Origin of the sequence: Carbonatibacter coralli (assembly GCF_039592655.1) — a bacterium.
Classification (GTDB): Bacteria; Pseudomonadota; Alphaproteobacteria; order Kiloniellales; family Kiloniellaceae; genus Carbonatibacter; species Carbonatibacter coralli.
In genome coordinates this window covers 254,486-280,315 of the sequence record NZ_JBBUTJ010000002.1, presented here as the reverse complement: position 1 = coordinate 280,315, position 25,830 = coordinate 254,486, and the positions used below count along the sequence as shown (strand labels likewise).

At 57.7% G+C, this 25,830-nt stretch carries 19 protein-coding genes; 9 read left to right on the top strand and 10 right to left on the bottom strand.

Annotated elements, in window-relative coordinates; all coding sequences use genetic code 11:
* Window positions 1-113 precede the first annotated feature (113 nt).
* The 4 genes from AAAH10_RS06755 to AAAH10_RS06740 are packed head-to-tail and all read left to right on the top strand — an operon-like array spanning window position 114 to window position 3,827.
* Window positions 114-1,130, top strand: coding sequence for a branched-chain amino acid ABC transporter permease (locus tag AAAH10_RS06755; RefSeq protein WP_442490268.1), 1,017 nt, complete (start codon window positions 114-116; stop codon window positions 1,128-1,130).
* Window positions 1,131-1,133: 3 nt separating this feature from the next.
* A complete protein-coding gene (locus tag AAAH10_RS06750) occupies window positions 1,134-2,276 on the top strand; it encodes a branched-chain amino acid ABC transporter permease (RefSeq protein ID WP_343561870.1) in 1,143 nt (380 codons plus the stop codon).
* A gap of 1 nt (window position 2,277) precedes the next feature.
* Window positions 2,278-3,060 (top strand): ABC transporter ATP-binding protein, encoded by a 783-nt coding sequence (locus AAAH10_RS06745; RefSeq protein WP_343561868.1) that lies wholly within the window; start codon window positions 2,278-2,280, stop codon window positions 3,058-3,060.
* Complete coding sequence (locus AAAH10_RS06740; protein ID WP_343561866.1) at window positions 3,060-3,827, top strand: ABC transporter ATP-binding protein; 768 nt, start codon at window positions 3,060-3,062, stop codon at window positions 3,825-3,827. Before AAAH10_RS06745 ends, AAAH10_RS06740 begins: the two co-directional genes overlap by 1 nt.
* Window positions 3,828-3,935: 108 nt before the next feature.
* Here the strand turns inward: AAAH10_RS06740 and AAAH10_RS06735 are convergent, their stop codons facing one another.
* From AAAH10_RS06735 to AAAH10_RS06720, 4 genes are all read right to left on the bottom strand, one after another.
* Window positions 3,936-4,736, bottom strand: coding sequence for a MipA/OmpV family protein (locus AAAH10_RS06735; protein ID WP_343561864.1), 801 nt, complete (start codon window positions 4,734-4,736; stop codon window positions 3,936-3,938).
* Between the two features lie 72 nt (window positions 4,737-4,808).
* A complete protein-coding gene (locus tag AAAH10_RS06730) occupies window positions 4,809-6,128 on the bottom strand; it encodes a sensor histidine kinase (RefSeq protein ID WP_343561862.1) in 1,320 nt (439 codons plus the stop codon).
* On the bottom strand, window positions 6,128-6,814 hold the full coding sequence (locus tag AAAH10_RS06725; RefSeq protein WP_343561860.1) for a response regulator transcription factor: 687 nt from the start codon (window positions 6,812-6,814) through the stop codon (window positions 6,128-6,130). Before AAAH10_RS06725 ends, AAAH10_RS06730 begins: the two co-directional genes overlap by 1 nt.
* A gap of 621 nt (window positions 6,815-7,435) precedes the next feature.
* A complete protein-coding gene (locus AAAH10_RS06720) occupies window positions 7,436-8,401 on the bottom strand; it encodes a c-type cytochrome (protein WP_343561858.1) in 966 nt (321 codons plus the stop codon).
* Window positions 8,402-8,492: 91 nt separating this feature from the next.
* Between AAAH10_RS06720 and AAAH10_RS06715 the strand changes: the two genes are divergently transcribed.
* Together AAAH10_RS06715 and AAAH10_RS06710 are read left to right on the top strand one after the other, a co-directional pair.
* On the top strand, window positions 8,493-9,041 hold the full coding sequence (locus tag AAAH10_RS06715) for an RNA polymerase sigma factor (RefSeq protein WP_343561856.1): 549 nt from the start codon (window positions 8,493-8,495) through the stop codon (window positions 9,039-9,041).
* Window positions 9,038-9,856, top strand: coding sequence for a hypothetical protein (locus AAAH10_RS06710; protein ID WP_343561854.1), 819 nt, complete (start codon window positions 9,038-9,040; stop codon window positions 9,854-9,856). Before AAAH10_RS06715 ends, AAAH10_RS06710 begins: the two co-directional genes overlap by 4 nt.
* Before the next feature lie 151 nt (window positions 9,857-10,007).
* Here the strand turns inward: AAAH10_RS06710 and AAAH10_RS06705 are convergent, their stop codons facing one another.
* The 4 genes from AAAH10_RS06705 to carA form a co-directional block, all read right to left on the bottom strand.
* Window positions 10,008-11,699: a methyl-accepting chemotaxis protein gene (locus tag AAAH10_RS06705; protein WP_343561852.1), complete on the bottom strand. Its 1,692-nt coding sequence runs from the start codon at window positions 11,697-11,699 to the stop codon at window positions 10,008-10,010.
* Window positions 11,700-12,556: 857 nt separating this feature from the next.
* The gene (gene greA, locus AAAH10_RS06700) at window positions 12,557-13,033 is read right to left on the bottom strand and encodes a transcription elongation factor GreA (protein ID WP_343561850.1); all 477 of its coding nucleotides are present in this window, start codon (window positions 13,031-13,033) and stop codon (window positions 12,557-12,559) included.
* An 82-nt stretch (window positions 13,034-13,115) separates the two neighbouring features.
* The gene (gene carB, locus AAAH10_RS06695) at window positions 13,116-16,376 is read right to left on the bottom strand and encodes a carbamoyl-phosphate synthase large subunit (protein ID WP_343561848.1); all 3,261 of its coding nucleotides are present in this window, start codon (window positions 16,374-16,376) and stop codon (window positions 13,116-13,118) included.
* A gap of 78 nt (window positions 16,377-16,454) precedes the next feature.
* Window positions 16,455-17,684 carry a glutamine-hydrolyzing carbamoyl-phosphate synthase small subunit gene (gene carA, locus AAAH10_RS06690; RefSeq protein ID WP_343561846.1) on the bottom strand — a complete coding sequence of 410 codons (1,230 nt, stop codon included), beginning with the start codon at window positions 17,682-17,684 and terminating at the stop codon, window positions 16,455-16,457.
* Window positions 17,685-17,886: 202 nt separating this feature from the next.
* Between carA and AAAH10_RS06685 the strand changes: the two genes are divergently transcribed.
* The gene (locus AAAH10_RS06685) at window positions 17,887-18,339 is read left to right on the top strand and encodes a GatB/YqeY domain-containing protein (protein WP_343561844.1); all 453 of its coding nucleotides are present in this window, start codon (window positions 17,887-17,889) and stop codon (window positions 18,337-18,339) included.
* A 71-nt stretch (window positions 18,340-18,410) separates the two neighbouring features.
* Here the strand turns inward: AAAH10_RS06685 and AAAH10_RS06680 are convergent, their stop codons facing one another.
* Both AAAH10_RS06680 and AAAH10_RS06675 read right to left on the bottom strand, forming a co-directional pair.
* Window positions 18,411-20,366, bottom strand: coding sequence for a DUF2207 domain-containing protein (locus AAAH10_RS06680; RefSeq protein ID WP_343561842.1), 1,956 nt, complete (start codon window positions 20,364-20,366; stop codon window positions 18,411-18,413).
* A 123-nt stretch (window positions 20,367-20,489) separates the two neighbouring features.
* Entirely contained in the window at window positions 20,490-21,170 is a 681-nt protein-coding gene (locus AAAH10_RS06675; RefSeq protein WP_343561840.1) for a substrate-binding periplasmic protein, read from the bottom strand.
* Window positions 21,171-21,564: 394 nt separating this feature from the next.
* On the opposite strand from AAAH10_RS06675, the gene dnaG reads away from it, so the two are divergent.
* Window positions 21,565-23,667 carry a DNA primase gene (dnaG, locus tag AAAH10_RS06670; RefSeq protein ID WP_343561839.1) on the top strand — a complete coding sequence of 701 codons (2,103 nt, stop codon included), beginning with the start codon at window positions 21,565-21,567 and terminating at the stop codon, window positions 23,665-23,667.
* A 71-nt stretch (window positions 23,668-23,738) separates the two neighbouring features.
* Window positions 23,739-25,778 carry an RNA polymerase sigma factor RpoD gene (rpoD, locus tag AAAH10_RS06665; protein ID WP_343561838.1) on the top strand — a complete coding sequence of 680 codons (2,040 nt, stop codon included), beginning with the start codon at window positions 23,739-23,741 and terminating at the stop codon, window positions 25,776-25,778.
* Window positions 25,779-25,830: the final 52 nt, after the last annotated feature.

Below are 25,830 nucleotides of genomic sequence, written 5' to 3'. Positions count from 1 at the left end.
CAGGGATCAGGGAAACCAGACATGAAATGGTCTCCCTGCTTATTCACCCGATAAAACAAACAGGCTGGCAGAGGGCAGGACTTGTCAGCCCAGAACAGGGAATGCCTGACGTTATGGATGCTGTGTTGCTACAACTCCTGAACGGGCTGGACAAGGGCGGGGCCTACGCGCTGATTGCGCTGGGACTGACCTTGATATTCGGCACCTTGGGAGTGGTGAATTTTGCCCACGGGGCTCTCTTCATGCTGGGGGCCTTCTGTGCCGTCAGTTTCCAGAACCTTCTTACGCTCTCCAAACGCGTCAAGGATGAGTCCGTGACCTTCTTTGAGGCCTACAAGGAGATCCCCTACCTTGAAATCTGGTTCGGTGATACCGGGACGCTGCTGATTGACATGGCCGTTCCGCTCTCGCTGATTCTGACGGTGCCGATCATGCTGGCCATTGGCTACAGCATGGAGCGCGGTCTGATCCAGCGCTTCTACAAGCGCACCCATGCCGAGCAGATCCTTGTGACCTTCGGGCTGGCCATTGTCCTTCAGGAACTGGTCAAGGCCAACTTCGGCGCGAACCCGATCCCGACACCTGCTCCGGATCTCGTGTCCGGATCGGCGAATGTCGGTTCCTGGTTCGGACTGGGTGACAACGTCATCTATCCGTGGTGGCGCCTGATTTTCTTCGGCTTTGCCGGGGTCGTGATTGCCGGGGTTTTTGCCTTTTTGCAGCTGACGACCTTTGGCATGGTGGTGCGCGCAGGCATGGCAGACCGTGAAACGGTCGGGTTGCTGGGCATTGATATCGACAGGAAGTTTACCATTGTCTTCGGTCTGGCGGCTGTTGTGACGGGTATGGCCGGTGTCATGTATGCGCCCATTCTGCCGCCCGACTATCACATCGGGATGGACTTCCTTGTCCTTTCCTTTGTTGTGGTTGTCGTTGGTGGCATGGGATCGCTGGGTGGAGCCGTTGCCGCAGGGTTCCTGCTGGGAATTCTCCAGTCCTTTGCGTCCATGACCGAGGTCAAGGCCATTATTCCCGGTATTGACCAGATCGTTATCTACCTCATCGCTGTGATTGTGTTGCTGACACGTCCGCGCGGCCTGATGGGGCGTCGTGGTGTGATGGAGGAGTAGGACATGGCACAGTTTCCAAACAAAGACCATATTCTGGTCCTCGGCTTTGCCGCCGTTATCCTCCTGATGCCTTTGTGGCTTCAGCCTTTCGGAGCAGGCTATCCCGATCTGTTGCAGAAATTTGCGATCTTTGGCCTCTTTGCCATTGGTTTCAACATTCTCTTCGGCATGACGGGCTATCTTTCCTTCGGTCATGCGGCCTTTATCGGCATTGGCTCCTACACGGCGCTCTGGTCCTTCAAGCTTTTCAGCATGAACGCCCTGCTGGCCATTGTCTTTGCCATGGCTGTGACCGGGGTCTTTGCGCTTCTGATCGGCTTTATTGCCCTGCGCCGTTCGGGCATCTACTTCTCGATCCTGACACTGGCCTTTGCGCAGATGTGCTACAACCTGGCCTATTCGGTTCTGACCCCGATCACCAACGGGGAAACCGGCCTCCAGCTGGAGCAGGCTGATCCGCGTATCTTTGATTCCGCGCCTGTCGGTGATGGCCTGCCCCTGCCGGATCTTTTCGGGATGGGGCTGACGGGCTACAACGGCTTTTACTTCTGCGCGGTGGTGCTGATCATCGGGTTTTATATTTCCGTGCGTCTGGTGCGTTCTCCGTTCGGCATGATGCTCAAGGCGGTGAAATCGAACCAGAACCGGATGAAGTACACCGGTCTTAACACGCGCCCCTATTTGCTGTCCGCCTTTGTGATCTCGGGCATCTATGCCGGTCTTGCCGGGGCACTGATGGTGGTGATCGATCCGCTGGCCGGTGCAGAGCGCATGCAGTGGACCGCATCGGGCGAGGTGGTGCTGATGACCATCCTCGGTGGTGCCGGAACACTGCTGGGGCCGATGATCGGTGCTGCGGTGATCAAGTACTGCGAGAACATTTTCTCGGCCTTTAACCAGGGTGTGCTCAATGACATCTTCGGCTTCCTGCCGGATGGTATCCAGGGGGCATGGGTGTCCTTTGCCGGGCTTTTTGTCGGCAGTGGCTGGCACCTGACGCTGGGTGTGCTCTTCATGCTGATTGTGATCTTCCTGCCCGGTGGGGCAATGGAAGGCTTCCAGCGGCTGGCGGACTGGATTTCCGCCCGTGTTGGCAAGGCGACTGCGTCCAAGAGCAAACTGAACGAGCAGGAAGGGGCCGAGTAACATGCTGAATCAATCGGAAGACGTCCTCGTCGTTGAGGGCGTGAACAAGAACTTTGGCGGCCTGAAAGCGCTGGATGATGTCAACATCCGCATTCGTGACGGCTCTGTCCATGCGATCATCGGGCCAAACGGAGCGGGAAAGTCGACCTTCCTGAACTGTCTGGTGGGACGCCTGATTCCGGATACGGGGTCTGTTGTCTATTACGGCAGGGACGGGGCGCATTCGCTCAGTGGCCTGCCGCCGCACAGGATCAACCAGATGGGAATCTCGCGCGTGTTCCAGACACCGGAGGTCTTCAATGATCTCAATCTGCTGGAAAACGCCATGATCCCGGCCTTTGCCCACAATGACGGAGCCTTCTCCCTCAATGCGTGGGGCGGGGTGGTCAGCCGCGGGGAGGTCAGGGAGGAAGCAGAGCATATCCTCGAAGACATCGGTCTGGCCGACAAGAAGGAAATGGTTGCCGGATCGCTGTCCCGCGGGGACAAACGCCGCCTGGAGCTGGCCATGTGCCTGGTCCAGAAACCCAAACTCCTGTTGCTGGACGAACCAACAGCGGGCATGGCCCGTGCGGACACCAACAACACCATTGATCTGCTGAAAAAGATCGGCGAGCGCGGCATTTCCAAGGTGATCATCGAGCATGACATGCACGTTGTCTTCTCATTGGCTACACGGATTTCCGTGCTGGCTCGCGGTCATATCATTGCCGAGGGAACGCCCGAGGAAATCAAGGGCGATCCGCGCGTGCAGGAAGCCTATCTGGGGGGAGCTGAAGTCTGATGCTGAGTATGGAAAACAAAACAGCCCCGGGTGTTGCCCCTGTTCCGAACAAGGGGTCTGCCCCGGCCTATTTCTCTGCCTGGAACCTGCACGCCTACTATGGCGAGAGCTATATTGTGCAGGGTATCAGCTTTGACATTCACGAGGGCGAAATCGTGGCCCTGCTGGGCCGGAACGGTGCGGGAAAGACCTCCACACTGCGGACCATCGCCCGCATGGACGAACCGCTTTGCACGCAAGGGGAGGTGTGGCTGGATCACAAGCCGCTGCACACCATGAAGTCCTTTGAGGCCGCGCGCAACGGTATTGGTCTGGTGCCGGAAGACCGCCGGATTATCCCCGGTCTCACGGTGCAGGAAAATCTGGAACTGGCGCAGATCGAAGGTCCGCTGGGCTGGTCGATTGAGCGTCTCTATGATCACTTTCCACGTCTGGGGGAACGCCGCAATCAGGAAGGGGTGACCCTCTCTGGCGGGGAGCAGCAGATGCTGGCTGTGGCCCGTGCTCTTTCGCGGGATGTCAAGCTCCTGCTGCTGGATGAACCCTACGAGGGTCTGGCACCTGTGATTGTCAGGGAGATCGAGAAGATCCTCGAGGAGATCAAGTCTCACGGGATCACGACTGTTCTGGTTGAGCAGAATGCAATTGCAGCCCTGCATCTGGCTGACCGTGCCATCATTCTGGAAAGCGGGCAGAAGGTCTTCGACGGCCTTGCGCAGGAGGTGCTGGAAAACGAGGACCTGCGCCAGCAATATCTGGCGATCTGAGTGTTCTTGGTACAACCCTGTATGGCGGAAAAAAACAGGCAGCAGGGCGGTGTGCCTTGCTGCCTGTTGAAGTTTCAAGGTTCTGCTGGGTGCTCCGGTGAGCGGGGACTAGAATCTGTAGCTGATGGTCATGCCGCCGAAGACCTGATCGGCGGAACCCTCGTCCTCGACAATCGGGCTGTCAGCAGCATCGCCAAGCAACCGTTTGTACTGCACGATCCCGTTGAGGGAGATGGACTCTGTCAGTGGGTAACGGGCCATGGCGTGCAGGCCCACATCCTTGAAGCCGGCATCGGCATCGAAGGTGGAATAGGCACTGGATGCGGCCTGTGAGGAGGAGATGCCGAAGAAGGACTGCATGTAGTCTTCGGAAGCCCAGGTCAGATCGGGACCGACCAGCAGGACGAGATCATCGGTGACCGGCAGGAAGACATCGGCTGACAGCTCGACGAAAGCGCCTTCGTGTCCGTCACCGAGATCCTGCGCAAAGAGCGCATTGATGCTGGCGAAGTCAAATTCGTAGGAGGCATAGAGACTGCCCTCTGCGCTGGTGTCAATGTCACCGAGGCCCCTCAGGGCGCTGTTGTCGGAATCATCGCGGCTGTCTGTCAGTCCAAGGCCGAAACCGAGAGTGAGCCTTTCACCCTGATAGGCATCGATGTTCAGTCCGCCGGGCGAAAGACTGACGCGATCTTTCCAGACGATTTCTGCCTCCGGAAGGAAAATGGCTTCATAGTCGTCGGATCCTTCATAGTCCGGAGCAAAGCCGACACCGGCACCAAGGGTAAGCTGCCAGTCGGACGGTTCTTCTTCCCTGTCCCCGTCAGGGGACTGTGCCCAGGCAGAGCCGGCAAACTGGACAAGGGCGAGAACTGCGCAGAGGGTGAATGTGTAAAGTGATTTTCTCATGGATTGCTCCGGAAGTCGTGGGGTCTGGGGGGACCCTATGACGACCGGGGGCATCCAAAGGGTAAACAAAAATCACTTTGTTTGTTTTTTGTAGTCAATGCGGGCGTGCATGCCTCCGCCAGCGAGGGGAGAGAGCGTGAAATCCCAGTTGCAGCGTGTGCAGATCTTGCGGACAAGCTGAAGGCCGATCCCGTGACCGGCTCCCTCTTTGTCTGTCTTTTGCGATGTGCTGATGTGGTTTTCAACCAGAATGCTGTTGTCGAGCAGATAAACCCGGATCACGCCCTTCGGTGTGTACTGGAAGGCATTGCGCAGCAGGTTGGACAGGGCAATGTAAAAGGCTGTGCGCTGACAGGTCAGAACTGTTTTGTCCGTTTCGACCTTAAGTTCGAACTCTGTCCCGTCTGCTTCGAAAAGATAATCCAGTTCACCCATCACGTCCTGAACGATATCGCGGATATCGAAGGTCTCCTCTTGCCGGGAGGTGTCGATTTCCCGCCCGAGCCACAACAGGGTTTCAATCAGCTGCTTCATGTTCTGCGTAGCGCGGTGAATGCGTCTGACGGCCTTGTCTTCGGTCGGGGTCGTCTCCTGCCGTGCAAGCAGCTCCACATTGCCGCTGATCACCGTGATGGGCGTGCGCAGCTCGTGGCTGGCCTGTCGCAGGAATTCCTTCTCGCGCGCGACAAAGTGGTCGAGCCGGACCAGAGAGCTGTGCAGTTCTCCGGCGATCTGGTTCAGTTCCTGAAAACCGAAGTTGGGGACAGGTTCGGCCAGCCTGTCGGATGACAGGCCCTTGATCCAGTTGGCCAGATGTTCGGACGGGCGGGAAAACCGCCGCCCCAGAAGCCAGAGGATGACAACAAAGGCAAAGGTAACCAGCAGGGCAAGGGGCAGGGTGATGAGGGTCAGTTTGTCCATTTCATCAAGGAAGACACTGAGTTCGTCCTCCGGCCCGAACCACTGGGTCAGATAGAGGGTTTTTCCGTTTTTCATCGTAAAGGGGAAAACCAGATGGAAGTATTTGGCATCCTCTTCGCTCACGCCGTCCAGTTCTTCCATGTCCAGTGGCTTGAGGCGATTGGGTCTCAGCCTGTCCTTGACCAGATGGCGCCTCAGATTGACAGGAATGTCCTCAAAGTTCCGATAGGGGGAAACATTGAACTGTTTGGGCAGCTCGGCATTCGGATTTTCGGCGAGCATCCGTTCGTAGAATCTGCCGAAGTTTTCCAGCTCGAACGCAGCCCCCAGGAATGTTCCCTTGGTGAGATAGAAATTGAGGATGACCGTATAGAACAGCACTGTAACGCCCAGTGTGAACAGGACGTATTTTCTCAGAATTTTCGGGAAGGTCCGCTCTTTTTTGGGACGATGTTTTCTGCGCCAGATCATCAGTCTTCCTCCCGCAATGCTGTTCCCTGATTGGGGACAGTGTGGATCAGGCTTCTGGAAAAGGGCCTGTCCAGTTTCTGCCGCAGTTTGTAGAGGTGGACCTTCAGGGCGTTGGTGTCCGGAGGTTCCCCGCCCCACAGGGCCATCTCAAGCCGGTTGCGCGACACCAGCTTCGGGCTGTTCTGGGCCAGAATTTCAAGAATGGTCCAGCCGGTCGGAGGAACCCTGATGAAGGTCGTGCCGCGCCGGATGGTCTTTTCCGTGAAGTCGATTTCCAGATCAGCCAGCCGGAAGCGTTTGATTTCCCCGCTGCGTCGCCTTGACAGGACGCGGGTACGGATCACCAGTTCCTCCAGCGCGAAGGGTTTGATCAGATAGTCATCCGCTCCGGCCCGGAAGCCGGTGAGCTTGTCATCCAGTGTGTCCCGGGCGGTCAGCATCAGAACCGGGGTGTCGAGGCCCTTGTCACGCAGAGCCTTGCAGACACTCACACCGTCGCGAAAGGGCAGCATGACATCCAGCAGGATGACGTCGTAGTGCCCTCCGGAAGCCATGCGAAGCCCCGTTTCGCCATCATAGGCATGGTCGCACTCAATGCCCTCCAGCGTGAGGAAATCGCTGACCGTTTCTGCAATGTCCATATCGTCTTCGATCAGAAGGACAAGAATGTTGGCGTCGGTTTTCATGGTGCTCTGCGCTTCATGGTTTGATGGGATTTCCGTGGAAGCTTACCACGGGATGCGGGCTGTCCGGCTTTCACAAACAGCTGTCCGGTTATCCTTAGTATCACAGGGGTGTCCAGTTGGTGAACAGCCCTGGCTGAAGCTGCAGGGGCGCCTTGTTTACTGCCGGGGGTGAACAGGGGTTTGAAAAGTTGGGACGATTGTCCGTTTGTTTGAAAAAATCTGTCTGGAAAGGCCTTTGTCCGGCCTGTCTGAGCGGGAGCCTTCGGTCAAAAAAACGCCGGGACCACGCGCGGGACCCGGCGGAAGTGTAGACCTCGTGGAGCAAAGTCGCTCACTAAAATCCCGCGCGGTTAAATCGCATGGGATCAAATTTGACCGGCAGGGTTCGACAGAATCAAAGGAGAGCAGGAGGCCAAATCAGTCAGAGACAGGTCTGTCAGAGGCCGGAAAATCAGTTTTTTTGGCCAACAGGGGCCGGAGCATCAGGCCCGGGACAAAACGATCCACAGAAATCCGGGTCTGAAAACAGGGCTGATGGTCAGGCGACAAGGTCAAGCCGGACCACAGGATCAGGCGGGGATATCAGACCGGAAAATCAGGCCGGACAATCAGGCCGGAAAATCAGGATTGTGACTGGATATAGGCCAGCAGGTCCTGAATGTCGCTCTCCTTCTTGATTCCGCGGTATTGCATCTTGGTGCCCTTGACCAGTCCTTTCGGGTTGGACAGGAAAGCTGTCAGGTTGGCCTGATCCCACACCAGTCCGGAGTCTTTCATGGCCTTGGAATATTTGTAGCCCTCAACGGCAGCAGCAGAGGCACCGATGATGCCGTTCAGGCTGGGGCCAACGCCGTTCTTGCCAGCCTTCAGGCTGTGGCAGGCCTTGCAGCCGCGATAGAGCTTCTTGCCCTTTTTGATATCGCCCTCAATGACATCGGCAGCTCCGACAGAGGCAACTGTTACGCTGTGGCTTTCGGGTTCAGCAGCGGCGTGATCGTGGGTTGCGGTAAAGACCGCGCGCAGGGTGATTGGAACCGTGCGTGTGATGCCGGGCAGGGAGGCAAGGTCCTTGAGCACATCCACACCGGCGTTCAGGCCTGCTTCCTCGGTGGACAGGAAGATCATGTCATTGGTGCTAGCCAGCAGCCTGTCCTTGCCGAGGCGTGCGACGAAGATTTCTGATTCCAGATCGATTGTCTGTCCCAGAAAGTCGAGCTGGCCTTCCATATCCAGTACAGTGCTGTCCCCCACGGCGAGGGCTTTGACCTCTTCCATGTCCACTGTGGCGCTCAGTGTTGCTGTTTTGTAGTCCCCGAAGACGTGTTCGAGAATGCGGCTGTTGCGGATATCAATCCAGGTTTCAACAGAGCCGAGATTGATTTCCAGTTCGACCTGGCCGTTTTCTGCCAGCTTGCCGGAAAGCTCCTGAAAATGGTGGACCTCACCGACAGTGTCCTTCTTGATCGAACCAAAGGACAGACGGGAGTTCTCGTTGTCGAGTTTCCAGCTTTCGTGTCCCCCGGCATGGGCCAATGACCCAAAAGTGAGTGCGATGAGAGCGGTCGCCAGCTTTACAATCTTCTTCATGGTTCCTATCCTCCTGTAGAAGCGGGTGTATGTTGCACCTGTGCAGTTCGGGCATTATCAGTACGAACACGCAGGGGAGATTATTTATTCAATGGCAACTGAAAAAAAATCGGACGGGGCTGACGGTCCGGTGAGTATGGGGGAATTGCTGGTTCCCTACCTCACTGTGATCTGGCGTTTTGCCCTGTCGCTTTCAGGGGCGCCCGATCTGGCGGATGATCTGTTGCAGGCCACCTGCCTGCGTGCTCTGGAAAAGGCCCATCTCTATCGGGAAGACCAGAATCTCAAGGGCTGGCTGCTGACCATCTGCCGCTCCATCTGGCTCAACGAGCTGCGCTCGAAGGCCATTCGCAAGACGGGAAGTCTGGAAAACTACACACCGGATCATTTTGCGGACAAAAAACCGGGTGCGGATGTGAATATTCTGGCGCGTGAAGTGTTTTCTAAGGTATTGGAGCTTCCCGAAGCGCAGCGTGCGACGGTCGAACTGGTCTATGTCGAGCAGTTCACCTATCGCGAAGCTGCTGAGATTCTGGGAGTTCCGCTTGGAACTGTGATGAGCCGCCTGCACCACGCGCGCAAGGCGCTGAAGACGTGGGAACCGGAACTGTTTGCCGAGAAGGAAAGTAAACGGAAATGACCTATTCAGAAGAAACGCTCCGCCGTTTTCTCGATGGCGAGCTTCCGGCTGACCTGACAGACGAAATCGTCGCGGCAATGGAGCAGGACGACACGCTGGAACAGCGTATCCTCGCACTTGACGAGTTCCACGGCTCTGTCGAGCCTGAAGCAACGGGCCTGCCGGATGAAGCAAAACGGCAGGAACTGGAAGAGTGGCTGCGTGAGGCACACGCAAGGTTCGAGCAAAATCAGGCGACCCGGGGAAAGCTGCAGGGGGAGAGTGCCTCCGACCGGCAGCGTGGCAGTTTTGCACTGGTGCGCCGCTGGGGTGCGCTGGCGGCGACCCTGGCTCTTGGTGTGGTGATCGGTGCAGGCGGCTATGACAGGTACCTGCAGGACCAGCCGCTGTCCTGGCAGATGGAGGTCGCCAGCTATCAGGCGCTCTATGTGACCGAGACGCTTTCAGGCCTCGACAACAGCCCGGAGGTTCTGAGCGAGCAGATCGCACAGGTATCCGATGTGCTCAGGTTGAGCGAGCTGGGTCCCCGGCTGGATGACCTTGGATCGCTGGAACTGGTGCGTGCGCAGGTGCTGGGCTTCAACAGCCTGCCACTGGTGCAGGTCGCCTATCTCGATCCCGACGGCGAACCCGTTGCGCTCTGTATCATCAACCGCAACGACGTCGGGCAGGACAGCGAACTGCAGATGAAGGAACTGCTGGGCATGGCCGCGGCCTCCTGGGAAACCGAGGACCACAAGTTCCTCCTGATTGGACGGATCAAGGACAGCGACATGCAAACGCTGGCCACCGAAGCCCGCAGTCGCTTCCTGTAAAATCTTCAGCAACAGAACAGGAAAAGGCGGACCTCAGTGGTCCGCCTTTTTCGCAGGGGGAACTCTGATTGTGATCCCGCAAGGTTCCTGACAGGAAAAAGGCCCCGCATCAGCAGGGCCTTTCTGTTTCGGCTTGTTCGTCAAACGAGGGTCAGGCATTGGCGCGGGAACGGATGTCGCGGAGGAAGTGATCGATTTCCTCTGCCAGTTGCTCGCTTTCCTGCACCAGTTCGTCTGCAGAGCTGGAAATGCCCTGTGTGGCGTTGAGGGTTTGCTGGGCGTTGCTGGCGACATCGTCGATGTGACTGCCGACCATGTGGGTGCTGGAAGACACCTGTGCGACACGCTGGGCAATTTCCTGAATGGCGGAGTTCTGCTCCTCGACAGTGGAGACAATGCTGTTGGCCTGTTCCGCCACCTTTGTGATGGAGCCACTGATGCCGGAAACAGAGGCCAGGGCCTTCTGGCTTTCGGACTGAACTTCCTTGATCTGCGTGGTGATCTCGGTCGTGGCGTTGGCGGTTTGCCCGGCCAGACTGCGAACCTCGTTGGCGACAACGGCAAAGCCCTTGCCAGCCTCACCGGCACGTGCGGCCTCGATGGTGGCGTTGAGCGCCAGCAGGTTGGTTTGTTCAGTGATGTCCTCGATCAGCTTGACCACATCGCCGATCCTGTCGATGGACTGGGCGAGGGCCTCCACGCGGGTGTTGGTTTGCTCGGCCTCGGTGGACACCTCGTTTGCCACCTGGGAGGAGAGCTGGATCTGGTTGCCGATCTCCCGTGCGGATGCTGTCAGCTCCTCCGTTGCCGCAGCAACGGAATCAATGTTGCCGGAGGCTTCGCTGGTCACGGAGCGGACCTCGCTGGAACGCTCGGAGCTTTGCTGTGCGATGGAGGTCATTTCGGAACTGGTGCTGTTCAGACCGGAAATGGAATGGCCCATCTTGTTGATCAGACCCTTGATCTGCTGTTCCAGCTGATCGGCCAGGGCGAGTGTTTCCTCCGCGCGCTGGCGTGCGGCGCTCTTTTCCATTTCCTGCTGGGATGAACGCAGTTCCTCGTTCTGCTGGAGCTTGGCGCGGAATTCCAGCAGGGTGGCGGCAATCCTGCCGATCTCGTCCCTGCGGTCTGCTTCGGGCAGAGCGTCGGTATAGTGCCCCTGCGAAATGCGGTCCATTGCAGACTGCAGCTTGGCCAGCGGTCCGGAAATATCCTTTGAAATCAGGATGCTCAGACCAAGAACAACGAGAATGATCACAGCGGAGAGAACACCGTTCTGTGTGGCCTCGGCCCAGAACTGTTCGTCGATATCATCAATGTAAAGACCGGTTCCGATAATGTGTCCCCAGGGCAGTCCGGCTGCATAGGAAATCTTTTCAAAGGTCAGTTCGTCCGGCTTGCCCGGCTTTTGCCAGAGATAGCTGAAGTAACCATCGCTCTCTGCCGCACCCACCAGCAGGCGGATCACGTAGTTTCCATCAGAGTCCTGAAGATCCCAGAGGTTCTTGCCCTTGAGCGATGGCTTTCCGGCGTGCATCTGTGTGACACCATCGGGACCAAAGGCGAAGAGATAACCCACGCCATCTGCAAACTTGAGTTCCTGCATATTGCGGTAATAGGTGGCGATGGCGGTGTCCTGATCCATCTCTCCGCTGTCAGCCAGACCCTGATAGTACTGGCTCATGTTAACGGCAGCGTCGATCACGGTTTTGACTTCCTGCTTGCGGTTTTCAATCATGTTTTCGCGCAGGGAATAGAGGCTGTAGGTGGAAATGGCGATCAGCGAAAGCGCAAAGACGCCCAGCAAAATGGACAACTTCACGAAAATGGACAGGTTTTTCATTGATTTACTTTCAGAAACACAATGGGACAAGTAATCCGGGCAACCGCCTGCCATTGTGTGTCTGGCAGGGAACGGGCAGTTTAGAGCAGAACTCTTAAAACTTTACAAAAACACTCGGATTTTCCTAAACCACACTTTGTGTGTGGTTAATATAGCAGAATGTCCGGTTTTGTCTAAGAGATCCGTTCTGTTTTGCAGGAGTGCATCCGCAGCTTGGGTTTGTGAAAGAAAGACGGGTAACGAAGAGCAGGCATTTGACTGATTTCCCAGAGAAGGGCCCGAGCAGGGAGAAGAGACTGAGCAGGCCGGATAGATATTATTATTCGTTTGTATAAAACAGAATATCTTCAAAAGTTTAAAACTTTGCAAAACTGGCCGGGTTTTGTGTTCCCGGGTGAATTTTTCTATGTCATGTCACAGGAGCGCGGAATGATGCAGAGCAGGGTCGGGAAGAACTTTCAGGAGGTGATCTCCGTTGAAAGGTCAGAGCTTTCCGGCCTGTAAATGGAACAATGTGAAGAGACTGGCTGCTCTGTGTTGAAAAGACAGAAGAGGCCCTGCGCGTCAGCTTTGGCAAACAGGACAGAAGCTGCGTTGCTGTGCTTTCATCCCTGTAACTGCGGGAGAGAGCAGCGCAGACCCTTGTTGCCGATCTCCAGTTCTACAGGGAAAATTCAGGGGCGGGGGAGACATCCTGTTGAGCGGAAAGATCGTGGGGCTTGCTGCTTTACTGAGGCTGTTCGGGAAATTTTGTGTCATGCAAAGCCTGCGAGATCCGGTTGGCTCAAAGGACACAAAAAAAGCCGCCTTCGGGAGAAAGCGGCTTCTGTGTCGGGTTTTCGAAAGGGATCGAAAACTCAGATGTATTTGATTTCGATGACTTCGTAGCCCTTGCCACCGTTTGGTGTCACGACTTCGACACTGTCACCGACTTCCTTGCCGATCAGGGCGCGGGCCAGTGGGGAGGTGATGGCAATGCGGCCTTCCTTGACCTCGGCTTCCAGATCGCCCACCAGCTGATAGGTGGCTTCTTCGTCTGTGTCTTCGTCAGCAACGGTCACTGTCGCGCCAAACTTGATGGTATCACCACTCATGGAGGCAACGTCGATGACTTCCGCACGGGAAATCCGTGTTTCCAGCTCCTGAATGCGACCTTCGATAAAGCTCTGTTTCTCACGCGCGGCGTGATACTCGGCGTTTTCAGACAGATCGCCATGTTCACGCGCTTCTGCAATGGCCTGAATAACAGCGGGGCGCTCTTCGGATTTGAGAACGCGCAGTTCTTCTTCCAGTCGAACGAGGCCCTGGGCTGTCATGGGGAATTTTTCACTCATGCAGCAAAATCCCAAGGGGTTAGAGGTTGTATAAAAAGAGTCAGGCTCCCGATTCGTTCAGAAATCGGGAGCCACAAGACACTTAGAATGACGTATTGAAGTAACCTTGTAAAGGTGCAACTTGCAAATCGTCACGCTGTTTGGCCTTCACGGCAGCAACCATGGCACGCGCACCGTTGGCTGTTGTGAAGTAGGGAATGGAGTTGTCCAGTGCACCGCGGCGGATGTCAAAGCTGTCTGAAATGGCCTTGAGGCCCTCTGTGGTGTTGATGATGATCTGAACACCACCGGACTTGATCGCATCGACAATGTTCGGGCGACCCTCGCGGACTTTCAGAACAGTCTCAACGTCCAGACCCTCGGCTGTCAGGGCCTGTGCGGTACCGGCTGTTGCGATGATGCGGAAGCCCATGTCGAGCAGATCACGCGCCACAGCCACCATACCGACCTTGTCCCGCTCCTTGACGGAGATAAAGACCGTGCCTTCGGTCGGCAGTTCGACACCGGCGGCCATCTGTGCTTTCAGGAAGGCTGCATCGAAGCTCTTGTCGAGGCCGATGACCTCACCGGTCGAGCGCATTTCAGGGCCGAGAACCACATCAACACCCGGGAAGCGGTTGAACGGGAAGACAGCTTCCTTCACCGCGATATGTTCACCCATTTCCCTGACGAGATCAAAGTCCGCCAGTTTCTCGCCAGCCATCAGACGGGATGCGATCTTGGCAATCGGGTTGCCTGTTGCCTTGGCAACAAAGGGAACGGTCCGGCTGGCGCGCGGGTTGACCTCGAGGATGTAGACCACGCCGTCCTTGACCGCGAACTGGACGTTCATCAGACCGACAACGTTCAGGGCCAGGGCAAGCTTGTGGGCCTGCTGGCGGATGTCCTCGACAATTTCAGCGCTCAGGCTGTAGGGCGGCAGGGAGCAGGCTGAGTCACCGGAGTGGATCCCCGCTTCCTCGATGTGTTCCATGATGCCGGAGACAAAGACGTCCTTGCCGTCACAAAGAGCATCGACGTCAACTTCAATCGCGTCCTGCAGGTAGGTGTCCAGCAGAACAGGGTTCTTGCCGGAAACCTGAACCGCGTTGGTGATGTAGCGATCCAGCTGCTCCGTGGAGTGAATGATTTCCATCGCACGGCCACCCAGAACGTAGGAGGGGCGGATGACAGCAGGGAAGCCGATTTCCTTCGCCACTTCGTGCGCGCCCTCGCGGCTTGTCGCGGTGCCGTTAGCAGGCTGGCGCAGATTCAGTTCCTGCAGAAGCTTCTGGAAGCGTTCGCGGTCCTCGGCAAGGTCGATCGCATCCGGAGAGGTTCCGAGGATCGGAATGCCCGCTGCTTCGAGCGCATGGGACAGCTTCAGCGGTGTCTGGCCGCCAAACTGGACGATCACACCCTTCAGTGTGCCTTTCGACTGCTCCTTGCGTGCAATCTCGATCACGTCCTCGGCTGTCAGTGGTTCGAAATAGAGACGGTCGGAGGTGTCGTAGTCGGTGGAAACCGTTTCCGGGTTACAGTTGACCATGATGGTCTCGTAACCGGCATCGCTCAGGGCATAGGCGGCATGGACACAGCAGTAGTCGAACTCGATGCCCTGGCCGATCCGGTTCGGGCCGCCACCAAGGATCATGACCTTTTCGCGGTCGGAAACATCGGCTTCACAGTCAGCCGGGTTTACGCCGTCGCCCTCGTAGCAGGAGTACATGTAGGGCGTATCGGACGGGAACTCGCCCGCACAGGTGTCGATGCGCTTGAAGACAGGGTGGATGTCCAGCTCCTGACGCTTCGCGGCCACCTCTGCTTCCGTCAGACCGGTCAGCTCTGCAAGGCGCGTGTCGGCAAAGCCCATGCGCTTGAGGCTGTGGAGGCCCTGACGTGTGGTTGGCAGGCCGTTTTCACGCACGCCGTTTTCAGTGATCACAATGTCTTCGATCTGGCGCAGGAACCACGGGTCAAACTTGGTCACCGCGAAGATTTCCTCTTCGCTCAGGCCGTGACGGAAACCCTGTGCAATGGAGAGCATGCGGTCCTTGGTCGGCTTGGACAGGAAGGCGCGGACCGCATCCTTGTCAACAGAGCCGTCTTCCAGAACTGCGCCGGGAATGTGAACCTCGTTGAAGCCTGTCAGGCCGGTTTCCATGGAGCGCAGGGCCTTCTGGGCGGACTCTGCAAAGCAGCGACCGATGGACATGGCCTCGCCCACGGATTTCATGGAGGTGGTCAGGTAGTCTTCCGCACCGGGGAACTTCTCGAAGGTGAAGCGCGGGATCTTGGTCACAACATAGTCGATGGTCGGCTCGAAGGAAGCCGGTGTCACTTTGGTAATGTCGTTCTTCAACTCGTCGAGGGTGAAGCCGACAGCCAGTTTTGCTGCAACCTTGGCAATCGGGAAGCCTGTGGCCTTGGAGGCCAGCGCAGAGGAGCGGGAAACGCGCGGGTTCATCTCGATCACGACGATCTCGCCGTTTTCCGGGTTGATCCCGAACTGGACGTTGGAGCCGCCGGTGTCCACGCCGATTTCACGCAGGGTGGCGATGGAGGCATCGCGCAGCAACTGGTATTCCTTGTCGGTCAGGGTCAGGGCCGGGGCAACGGTCACAGAGTCACCGGTGTGTACACCCATCGGATCGATGTTTTCGATGGAGCAGATGATGATGCAGTTGTCCGCGCTGTCGCGCACCACTTCCATCTCGTACTCTTTCCAGCCCAGAACGGACTGTTCGATCAGGACCTCGTTGGTCGGGGAGGCTTTCAGGCCGCCCTTGACGATTTCCTCGAACTCCTCGGGGTTGTAGGCAATGCCGCCACCGGTGCCGCCCAGTGTGAAGGACGGACGGATGATTGCGGGCAGGCCGACGAAATCCAGACCGTCCAGTGCTTCCTCAAAGCTGTGAACAACCTTGGAGCGCGGGGACATCAGGCCGATCTTGTCCATCGCGTTGCGGAACAACAGGCGATCTTCGGCCTTTTCGATCACATCGGCTTTCGCACCGATCAGCTCGACACCGTGGCGGTGCAGGGCGCCGGACCGTTCCAGGGCCAGACCGGTGTTCAGCGCTGTCTGGCCGCCCATGGTCGGCAGCAGGGCATCCGGCTTTTCGCGGGCGATGATCTTCTCGACGACTTCCGGTGTGATCGGCTCGACATAGGTCGCATCGGCCAGATCGGGGTCGGTCATGATGGTCGCCGGGTTGGAGTTGACCAGAATGACGCGGTAACCTTCCTCGCGCAGGGCTTTACAGGCCTGTGCACCGGAATAGTCAAACTCGCAGGCCTGACCGATAACAATCGGACCCGCGCCGATGATCATGATGGATTTGATGTCTGTTCTTTTAGGCATGGTTTTGTGCCCACTTCATAAGGCTGCTGTTGCTGTTCACCCGCGCGTTCATTCGCTGCGGAGCATGAAAGGAGAGCGTCACGCTTTGGCGCGACGCTCTTCCATGTTCTGGCGGAAACGCTTGAAGAGATACTGGCTGTCCTGCGGACCGGGGGAGGCCTCCGGGTGGTACTGGACCGAGAAGACCGGACGCCCCTTTATGGCAAGACCCTGGTTGGTGCCGTCAAAGAGCGAAACGTGGGTTTCCTCGACGGTCTCCGGCAGGGTTTTGCTGTCGACCATGAAGCCGTGGTTCTGGCTGGTGATTTCCACCTTGCCTGTGGTGTGATCCATCACAGGGTGGTTCGCACCGCGGTGACCCAGGTGCATCTTGGTGGTCTGCGCACCCAGTGCCAGGGCCATGATCTGGTGACCGAGGCAGATGCCGAAGATCGGCAGGTCCTCATGTTTGAGCAGGTCCTGAACCATCGGGATTGCGTACGCGCCGGTGGCCGCAGGATCACCCGGGCCGTTGGAGAGGAACACGCCATCCGGATTGTGGCTGAGGACCTGTTCTGCTGTTGCGTTCGCAGGCAGGACCGTAACCTCGCACCCCTGGGAGGAGAGAGAGCGCAGGATGTTGCGTTTGGCGCCGAAGTCGATGGCGACAACCTTGAAGGGCGCATCGGCTTCGCTGGTGTAGCCCTCTGTGCGGGTCCAGCGTTTTTCCGTCCAGTTCGGCTGGTCGTCTTTGGTCACATCCTTTGCGAGGTCCATGCCCTTCAGGCCCGGCCAGTCGGCGGCCTTTTTCTGCAGGGCCTCGAGGTCGAACTCGCCCTTTTCACTGTAGGCGACACATCCGTTCGGCGCGCCCTTGTCGCGGATGCGGCGGGTCAGCGCGCGGGTGTCGATCCCGGCGATGGCGATGAGGTTCTGTTCTTCCAGCCACTGGTTGAGCGTGCGGCTTGCACGCCAGTTGGACGGCTGGGTGACATCCATGCGGAAGATCCCGCCCAGACAGGCTGGCTCGGTGAGGGTTTCTACATCCTCGCCGTTCGCACCCACATTACCGATGTGGGGGAAGGTAAAGGTGATGATCTGTCCGGCGTAGGACGGGTCGGTCATGATTTCCTGATAGCCGGTCATGGAGGTGTTGAAGCAGATTTCTCCAACAGCGTCCCCTTGTCGGCCCAGACCGCGGCCCCAGAATACACTGCCGTCTTCCAGAACGAGAACGGCTGTTGTTCCTTCGGGCTTGATGGGCAGGCGTGTGGAATCATTGCCCCCGAGAGAATTTTCGGGAGTGTGCAAATCTGTCGAATGTGGCATGGGGCTGTCCTTCAGGCAGACGTGTGCGCTCAGCGCGTCAGTATGGCTGAATGCTTTATATATAGGCACTCACCCCCGAGGTCAAGTTTTAGAAAAAATAAAATATCTTTTAAAATCAATATCTTAACAAATAAAAAGCTCTTTGCCATTTATTCCCAAATGCGATAATGTCGGCCCTTTCTCACCCCATACGGAGCCTGTGATGCTACGCAGCACATTGAATGATGCCCTGAAAACCGCGATGCGCGAGAAGGATCAGCAACGTCTCTCGACAGTTCGTCTGATCCTGGCGGCCCTGAAAGACCGGGATATTGCAGCGCGCGGCGAAGGGCAGGATCAGCTGGGCGAGGATGCCATTCTGGAGATGCTCCAGAAAATGGTCCGCCAGCGCCGTGACTCTATCGAGCTTTATGAAAAGGCCGGTCGCACCGAGCTGGCCGACCGCGAAAAGGCCGAAGTGGCCGTGATTGAAGCCTTCCTGCCACAGCAGATGGATGAAGAGGCCACCAAAGCCGCTGTGATCGAAGTGATCGCAGAGGTCGAAGCCGCCTCCATCAAGGACATGGGCAAGGTGATGGCCGTCCTCAAGGACCGCTACGCCGGCCAGATGGACTTCGGCAAGGCCAGCGGCGTCGTAAAGGCCGAACTGGTCTAGGTCTTCGGATTTCCATCCTGCGAGATGCGAAAAGGCAGAGCTTCGGGGCTCTGCCTTTTTTTGGTTTTGTTCTACCAGCCACCGCCACCACCACCGCCGCTGCCTCCGCCGGAGGAACCGCCACCGCCGGAACCGGAAGAGGAGGTCGAGGAAGAGGTGGCGCTGCTGAGGCCGATGGACAGGGCGCCTGTGAGGGCTGCGATGTCAACCGGGGTGCTATGCCGGTTGCCGCTCCAGCGCGGGTCATAGCCCGTGCGACGCGTCTCTGTTGAAAGAGCTGCGCGCAGGGCGCTGTCGAGTGTGGCGCTCCAGTCCCTTTCCACGCCCAGGGCAATGGCATAGGGCAGCAGTTTCTCGAAGTGCTTCACATCCATGTCGGGACGGCCATGCAGGGCTGTGCGCCTGGCTTGGTTCATGGCGAGATACTGTTTCAGCCCGTCAATCTCGGCAAAGAGTTTCAGGCCCTCGGCTGTCGGTTGCCCGATCAGGTTGATGAAGATCCCCAGCAGCAGGATGGGAGCGCTGAGAAGGGCCATGTCAACAAGGCTTGCGAAGTCCTCTGTAAAGCCGAAGCCGATTGCCACGCCGACACCATAGAAGACGGCCCCGGCAATGAACCCCGCCGCGGTGGAAAGGAGTGGCTTTCCGGCCGGGTGCAGCAGGCGTGTGACCAGTGTGCCGAGGGAGATGGAAAGGGCCAGCGCACCGATACCGGCGAAGATCATTGCAAAGAGCACCGGAAGCTGAAAGGTTCCGCGCAGGGAAACCGCGGCAATCACGGCGGTGGCACTGATGAGGATGCCGGGCAGGAGCTTGCGGCCATTGCTGTTGTAATAGCACTTTGTGTCCACGGCCTTGATGACCCTGTCCAGTGCATCCCTGGCATCGCGCAGGGTGTCGCCGTTCTTGCGGTTGACGGGCAGCATGGTTTTCTTTTTGTCAAAGAGGGTGTCAAAGAGCACCTGTTCCTCTTCGTTGAGGGGATCGTCACTCCGGTCCTCCTCAGGGCATCGGATCAGGGTAATCTCGACCTCCTCCGGGTCGTCTTCAAAGCGGAGCCAGCCCTTGACAGCCAGACTGACAAGTACGGCTGCAAGGGCTTCATCGCCATCGCTGATCGCATCGTCCTTGCTGCGAATGTGGGCGATGTTTCCCGGTGTGGTGCCGTTCGGGGGTTCAAAGCGCGGGCGCACCTGCAGGGGTGCTGGATCGCGTCCATAGAGAACCCAGGCAACCAGATAGCAGAGGAGGGCGAGCAGCATTCCCGTCACAAAGATCAGCAGGATCCGGTTGGTGAGCAGCTCCTGCATCAGCTTTTCCTGTTGTGTGGGTTCCTGCACAAAACCCTTGGGGAAGGCTACGGCAACGCTCAGACCTTCGCTTTTGTTCAGGCGCTGGTTGGTGGTGTAGACCAGGCTGGAGCGATCCGGTTCGCCCAGCGAGGTGTTGTTGTCTGTAGAGCCTTCCGGCCCTGTGTAGGCTGCGGCCTGAACCACATGCGCTCCGTCAGGCAGGTTTACGGTGGCCGAGGCACGGTCAATGGTGAAGTCCCAGCCATGACCTGTCACGTTCCAGTAAAGCTCGTCGTAATTGTCGAAGAAGCGGATCAGCGGGCGGGTGTGATAGCGGATTTCATAGAGGTGGTGTCCCTGTGTGATCACACTACCCCTGCTGCCGATATAAAGGCGCAGGGCGTTGCCCAGGTGTTCGGTGAAATAGGGGCTGGGGTGGCCGTTGCGGCGTACCTCCAGAATGTCGAGGCCCTCGCTGGTGGACAGAAGACCGCTTTGAAGGATGTCGAGTGTGAAATCGCGATAGATGCCCTGGACGATTTTTTTGTTCTCGGCCTCGACCCCGATGCGTTCGACAACGATCAGCGAGCCGTCGGGCTGGATGTCAAGGCGGGTGTCAAAGGATGTGATGCGTTCCTGCGCCAGGGCTTCGCAGAGAAAGATAACGGTGAGCAGCAGGCCGGTCAGGGCAGGCAGGGCATGGGCCCGAAAGCGGGTGCCTGTAAGGCGTGGCATGGTTTGTCCCTTCGCGCAGAGATTTTGAAGCAGGTTCTCCTCTCAGTCGGAACAACCCTGCCAGAGGTTCAAGAAATCTGTCGCGCCTGACATTCTGCGCCTGCTGAAAGATGATCCGGTCCGTCAGTTTCTGCCCATGCCGGTCAGGGCGTCGTTGACCTGTTGCATCAGGGTTCTGTTTCGTCCGGTCGGCTGACAGGTCAGAGAGTCCCTGTAGATGCCCACTGGGTTTTCCCGGTCATGGGAAAAGGGCTCGACGTCATGGTGCTTGAAGGCCTGATAGATGTCGGGTGTAAAGGCGACGATGGCATCAAAGCGATCGGTTTTGAGCATCTGCATCAGGGTGTGGAGGTCGCTGACCTTGTCTTCCCCGATGGCCCGGTCGATTTCGGGCGGATAGGGCAGGCCAAGCTGACCGCCAACGCGCAGTCCCCTGAGGTCGGCAGCAGAACGGAGGGCCGGTTCGCCTGTGGGGGTGAAGATATGGATTCTGGCGCGCTGGAAGGGAATGGATTGCAGGTGATCCAGATGCTGTCCCTCGAAAACGGGGTCCAGTGGCAGGAGGCAGTCAAACCGTCCGCTTGCATATTCCTTGCGGGCGCGGCTGATCGGTCGAATGACCAGTTCGAATTCCACGCCGGTTTCTTCTGTTATTTGTGCCAGCACCTGATTGTAAAGTCCGTTCGGATCGGTGCCGATCACACCGGGAATGTCAAAGCTGACGACTGTCAGTGTCTGGCTTCCCGCCTTGCCTGTTCCGGAAGAAAATATCGCCGGAAGGAGGGCCAGAACAAATAGAAACAAAAAATATGGGGTTTTCTGAACGGAATTTGACATAGCAAACAAGATACTGAAATGACACGGAGGAACAAGCCCTATCGGAGCTGTTGTACTCCAGATTAAAGGCAGAAGGTAAAGAAAGCCTGTATGGGGGGATAAAGGAAAGGGGAAGGCCGCGGGAACTGAAAGGAGAGGCCTTTGCAGCAGGTGTGATCGCGGGGCTTTGTTCCGCTGGAATGGTGGCCTGTGCAGGCTGGTGAAAAACCATACAGAACAACATCCGTTTCGATGCACAAATCGGCTGCACAAAGCGATCAGCCTGTGTATAACTGTGCAGGACGATGCAGAGGCCTTTCTTCAATGTCTGTGCTGTAAGGCATTGGTGTCTCTGAAATTTTAACAGGCAGGTTTGATCAGGATGAGTTCCATCACCCCCGAATATCTGGACGAGCTGCGCGCGCGTGTTGCGGCCTCGGCTGTCGTGGGGCGAAAGGTCAAGCTGGTGAAAAAGGGGCGGGAGCATTCCGGTCTCTGCCCTTTCCACAACGAGAAAACGCCCTCCTTTACGGTCAACGATGAAAAGGGTTTCTATCACTGCTTCGGATGCGGGGCACACGGGGACATTGTTTCCTTTCTGATCGAGACCGAGGGACTGAGCTTTATCGAGGCCGTCGAGCGCCTGTCCGAAATGGCGGGCATGGAAATGCCGCGCGCCACAAGGGAAGAGCAGGAAAAGTCGGTCAAGCGGGCCAGCCTTTATGACGTGATCGAGGCGGTCTGCGTCTGGTTCGAGGACCAGCTTCACGGGCTGGGTGGACAGGATGCCCGCGATTACGTGGCCCGCCGGGGGCTGCGCGAGCAGACGATCAAACGGTTCCGTCTGGGCTATGCGCCCGACACCCGGGGCAAGCTGCGCAAGGCCATGCATGACAAGGGCTTTACCGATGAGCAACTGGTGGATATCGGTGTGCTCAAACAGGCCGAGGAAGACAGCGGACGGCGCAAGAAGGGCGAGTTCTACGATTTCTTCATCCACCGGCTGATGTTCCCGATCACGGACCGGCGCGGACGGGTGATCGCCTTCGGGGGACGGGCGCTGGGCGAAAGCAAGGCGAAGTACCTCAACTCCCCGGATACCGTGCTGTTCCACAAGGGGCGCATCCTCTACAACATGGCCCACGCACGCCAGGCGGCCCATCAGTCCGGCGAGGTGATCGTCGCCGAGGGCTACATGGATGTGATTGCCATGGCGCAGGCGGGTTTCCCTGCAGCTGTGGCCCCGCTGGGCACTGCGGTGACCGAGGAACAGATTGCAGAGCTGTGGCGCATGGCGCCGGAGCCTATCGTCTGTCTGGACGGGGATGCTGCCGGACAGCGTGCCGCACACCGTTCCATCGACCGGGCGCTGCCGATCCTCAAGCCCGGAAGTTCCCTGCGTTTTGCCACCCTGCCGGAGGGAGATGATCCCGACAGCCTTATTCAGGAAAAAGGTGCACAGGCCTTTCGCGATGTGCTGAAAAAGGCGGAACCGCTGTCAGAGGTCTTCTGGAAGAAGATGCTTGCCGGTCACGCCATTGATACGCCGGAGCGCCGCGCTGCGCTGAAGTCCGATATCCGCAAGCAGATCGGGCTGATCCGCGACGGCGATCTGAAGAACGAATACCAGAAGGAAATGCTGCGCCGTTTTGACGGATTGACCGCGCCTGAAAAGAAGGGCGGTGGCTCCCGCGGTGGAAATTACGGCGGAAACCATGCGGGCCGGGGCGGCGGTGGAGGCTATAACCAGTGGAATGGCGGTTATGGCGGAAATTCAGGACGTTATGGAAACGGCAATCGTGGCGGAGGCCGGGGCCAGGGCGGCTGGCAGGGCGGGCGAATCGGAAGGCCGGGATTGCCCCAGCGGGGGCTTCCGCGTCCGCAGGGTGTCGATCGGCAGAGCGGACCGGGAAATAATCTGGCCCGCAGGCAGGAGCAGGTTTTGCTCGCTGCACTGGTCAATCACCCGTCCGTTCTGGCTCAATACGCCGAGGAACTGGGGGCTTTGCAGCTTTCCTCTGTCGAGTGCAATCACTTCCTGCAGGAACTGCTGGATCGGATTATGCGTGATCCCGACCTTGACTCTGCAGACCTGAAGTGCCAACTCTCGGATAGAGGTTTATCCGGAATGCTGGACACATTGCTATCAGTTTCCGTATATAATCATGGTCGGTTTGCCCGCCCTGCCACTGACAGCCATTTGGCGGAGTATGGCGTCGCGCACGTCATTGCAATTCTCAGGGAGCAGCAGGCGAACCGGAACTCTGCACAGCAGAGAGAAGCCTTGTTGGCGGAGGGTCTGAGCGAGGAAGCACTTGCCAGGCATGAAGCCCATAAACAGATGAGAGTGGAACCTGTGGGAATAACCATTGACCTGGACGGTGTTGATCTGGATGGCATGGGGCAGACTGAAGAGACTGCTGCCACCGGAAAGCCGGACCGGGACGATAATGAAAAGAATACAGGTTTCGAAGGGGACGAGTAATCGTTCAGGACAGCGTGCCTGCCTGTTGATCAGGGCTGGCGCGCTCTATGCTATTTGGGGTGCTTTGCTCTATGGCCACAAAAGCGACTGAAAACGCTGAACAGACAACCACTGCGCGCGAAGAGGGAACTGACAGCCCTGTAACGGATATGTCCTCTGCCGCGGTCAAGAAGATGATCGCGAAGGCAAAGGAAGTCGGTTACGTCACTTATGATGAACTGAACAAGGTTCTGCCTTCCGACGAGATGTCCTCCGAACAGATTGAGGACATCATGGCGCTGCTGTCCGATATGGGCATCAATGTTGTCGAGAACGAGGAAGCCGATGAGTCTCTGGACGAGGAAGAGCCGGAGGCTGATGAGGAAGAGGAAACCGCCCTTGCGGTGACCGGTAACGTCAAGGAAAGCGACGTCGGCCGCACGGATGACCCCGTGCGAATGTACCTGCGCGAGATGGGCTCTGTCGAGCTGCTGTCCCGCGAGGGGGAAATCGCAATTGCCAAGCGGATCGAGGCCGGCCGCGAGCGCATGATCGGTGGCATCTGTGAAAGCCCGCTGACCATCCGTTCCCTGCTGCAATGGCGCGAGGCTCTCATCAATGGCGAGCTGCTGCTGCGTGACATTATCGATCTGGATGCGACCTACGGGTCCGGTCCGAACGATGACGACATTGCCTTTGAGGAGTCCGGTGCGAGCAGCAAGGTTGACGTCGATGACGAAATCGCCAGCCAGTCGGGTTCCGACGGCGATGATGACGATGAAGACGAGGAAGAGGAAAACAAGCCTGAGGGTGAAGAGGGCGAAAACGCCGAGAACGGCGATGATTCCAATGGCGAGGAGAACTCTGTTTCCCTGGCTGCCATGGAAGAGGCCCTGCTGCCACAGGTTCTGGAAAACTTCGACGTTATTGCCGCAACCCAGAAGAAGCTGACCGAAATCCAGGACAAGCGTCTGGCGAACCTGCAGGCGGGGAACGAAAGCTCCAAGTCTGTCGAGAAGGAATTCAACGCCCTGCGTCACGAGATGGTCACGCTGATGGATACGGTTCACCTGAACAACAACCGTATCGAACAGCTGATGGATCACCTCTATGGCCTGAACAAGCAGCTGATGTCCCTGGAAGGCAAGCTGCTGCGTCAGGCTGACAAGTGCGGTGTGAAACGCCAGGAATTCCTGGATGCCTACTTCGGCCGCGAGCTGGACCCGAACTGGCTTGAGGAGATCAAGGGTTACAAGACCAAGGGCTGGGACAAGTTCACAGACCGTTTTGAAGCCGACATCATCAAGGTCCGCGAGCGCGTGTCCGGCATTGCGGACGAGGTCGGGCTGCCGATCTCCGAATTCCGCCGGATCGTCAAGACAGTCCAGTCTGCGGAGAAGGATGCAACCCGTGCGAAGACCGAAATGGTCGAGGCCAACCTGCGTCTGGTGATTTCCATCGCCAAAAAGTACACGAACCGCGGCCTGCAGTTCCTCGATCTGATCCAGGAAGGCAACATCGGCCTGATGAAGGCGGTTGACAAGTTCGAATACCGCCGCGGTTACAAGTTCTCCACCTATGCGACCTGGTGGATCCGTCAGGCAATCACGCGTTCCATCGCGGATCAGGCCCGCACGATCCGTATTCCGGTTCACATGATCGAGACCATCAACAAGCTGGTGCGCACCAGCCGTCAGATGCTGCACGAGATTGGCCGCGAGCCACAGCCGGAGGAACTGGCTGAACGTCTCGGAATGCCGCTGGAGAAGGTGCGCAAGGTGCTCAAGATCGCCAAGGAGCCGATCTCCCTTGAAACCCCGATCGGGGACGAGGAAGACAGCCACCTCGGTGACTTCATCGAGGACAAGAATGCGATCATCCCGCTGGACTCTGCCATTCAGGCGAACCTGCGCGAGACCACAACCCGCGTTCTGGCCTCCCTCACCCCGCGTGAGGAGCGCGTCCTGCGGATGCGCTTCGGTATCGGCATGAACACCGACCACACGCTGGAAGAGGTCGGTCAGCAGTTCTCGGTCACTCGTGAGCGTATCCGTCAGATCGAGGCGAAGGCCCTGCGGAAGCTGAAACACCCCAGCCGCTCCCGCAAGCTGCGCAGCTTCCTCGATACGTGATTGCTGCCACCACAACCTGATGAAAAGAAAAGCCGCGCTCCCGGAATACCCG

What these genes read in the sequence shown, in the direction of transcription:
- AAAH10_RS06755 (WP_442490268.1), top strand. Translation starts at nt 114, where the DNA reads ATGGATGCTGTGTTGCTACAACTCCTGAACGGGCTGGACAAGGGCGGG.
- AAAH10_RS06750 (WP_343561870.1), top strand. Translation starts at nt 1,134, where the DNA reads ATGGCACAGTTTCCAAACAAAGACCATATTCTGGTCCTCGGCTTTGCC.
- AAAH10_RS06745 (WP_343561868.1), top strand. Translation starts at nt 2,278, where the DNA reads ATGCTGAATCAATCGGAAGACGTCCTCGTCGTTGAGGGCGTGAACAAG.
- AAAH10_RS06740 (WP_343561866.1), top strand. Translation starts at nt 3,060, where the DNA reads ATGCTGAGTATGGAAAACAAAACAGCCCCGGGTGTTGCCCCTGTTCCG.
- AAAH10_RS06735 (WP_343561864.1), bottom strand. Translation starts at nt 4,736, where the DNA reads ATGAGAAAATCACTTTACACATTCACCCTCTGCGCAGTTCTCGCCCTT.
- AAAH10_RS06730 (WP_343561862.1), bottom strand. Translation starts at nt 6,128, where the DNA reads ATGATCTGGCGCAGAAAACATCGTCCCAAAAAAGAGCGGACCTTCCCG.
- AAAH10_RS06725 (WP_343561860.1), bottom strand. Translation starts at nt 6,814, where the DNA reads ATGAAAACCGACGCCAACATTCTTGTCCTTCTGATCGAAGACGATATG.
- AAAH10_RS06720 (WP_343561858.1), bottom strand. Translation starts at nt 8,401, where the DNA reads ATGAAGAAGATTGTAAAGCTGGCGACCGCTCTCATCGCACTCACTTTT.
- AAAH10_RS06715 (WP_343561856.1), top strand. Translation starts at nt 8,493, where the DNA reads ATGGCAACTGAAAAAAAATCGGACGGGGCTGACGGTCCGGTGAGTATG.
- AAAH10_RS06710 (WP_343561854.1), top strand. Translation starts at nt 9,038, where the DNA reads ATGACCTATTCAGAAGAAACGCTCCGCCGTTTTCTCGATGGCGAGCTT.
- AAAH10_RS06705 (WP_343561852.1), bottom strand. Translation starts at nt 11,699, where the DNA reads ATGAAAAACCTGTCCATTTTCGTGAAGTTGTCCATTTTGCTGGGCGTC.
- greA (WP_343561850.1), bottom strand. Translation starts at nt 13,033, where the DNA reads ATGAGTGAAAAATTCCCCATGACAGCCCAGGGCCTCGTTCGACTGGAA.
- carB (WP_343561848.1), bottom strand. Translation starts at nt 16,376, where the DNA reads ATGCCTAAAAGAACAGACATCAAATCCATCATGATCATCGGCGCGGGT.
- carA (WP_343561846.1), bottom strand. Translation starts at nt 17,684, where the DNA reads ATGCCACATTCGACAGATTTGCACACTCCCGAAAATTCTCTCGGGGGC.
- AAAH10_RS06685 (WP_343561844.1), top strand. Translation starts at nt 17,887, where the DNA reads ATGCTACGCAGCACATTGAATGATGCCCTGAAAACCGCGATGCGCGAG.
- AAAH10_RS06680 (WP_343561842.1), bottom strand. Translation starts at nt 20,366, where the DNA reads ATGCCACGCCTTACAGGCACCCGCTTTCGGGCCCATGCCCTGCCTGCC.
- dnaG (WP_343561839.1), top strand. Translation starts at nt 21,565, where the DNA reads ATGAGTTCCATCACCCCCGAATATCTGGACGAGCTGCGCGCGCGTGTT.
- rpoD (WP_343561838.1), top strand. Translation starts at nt 23,739, where the DNA reads ATGGCCACAAAAGCGACTGAAAACGCTGAACAGACAACCACTGCGCGC.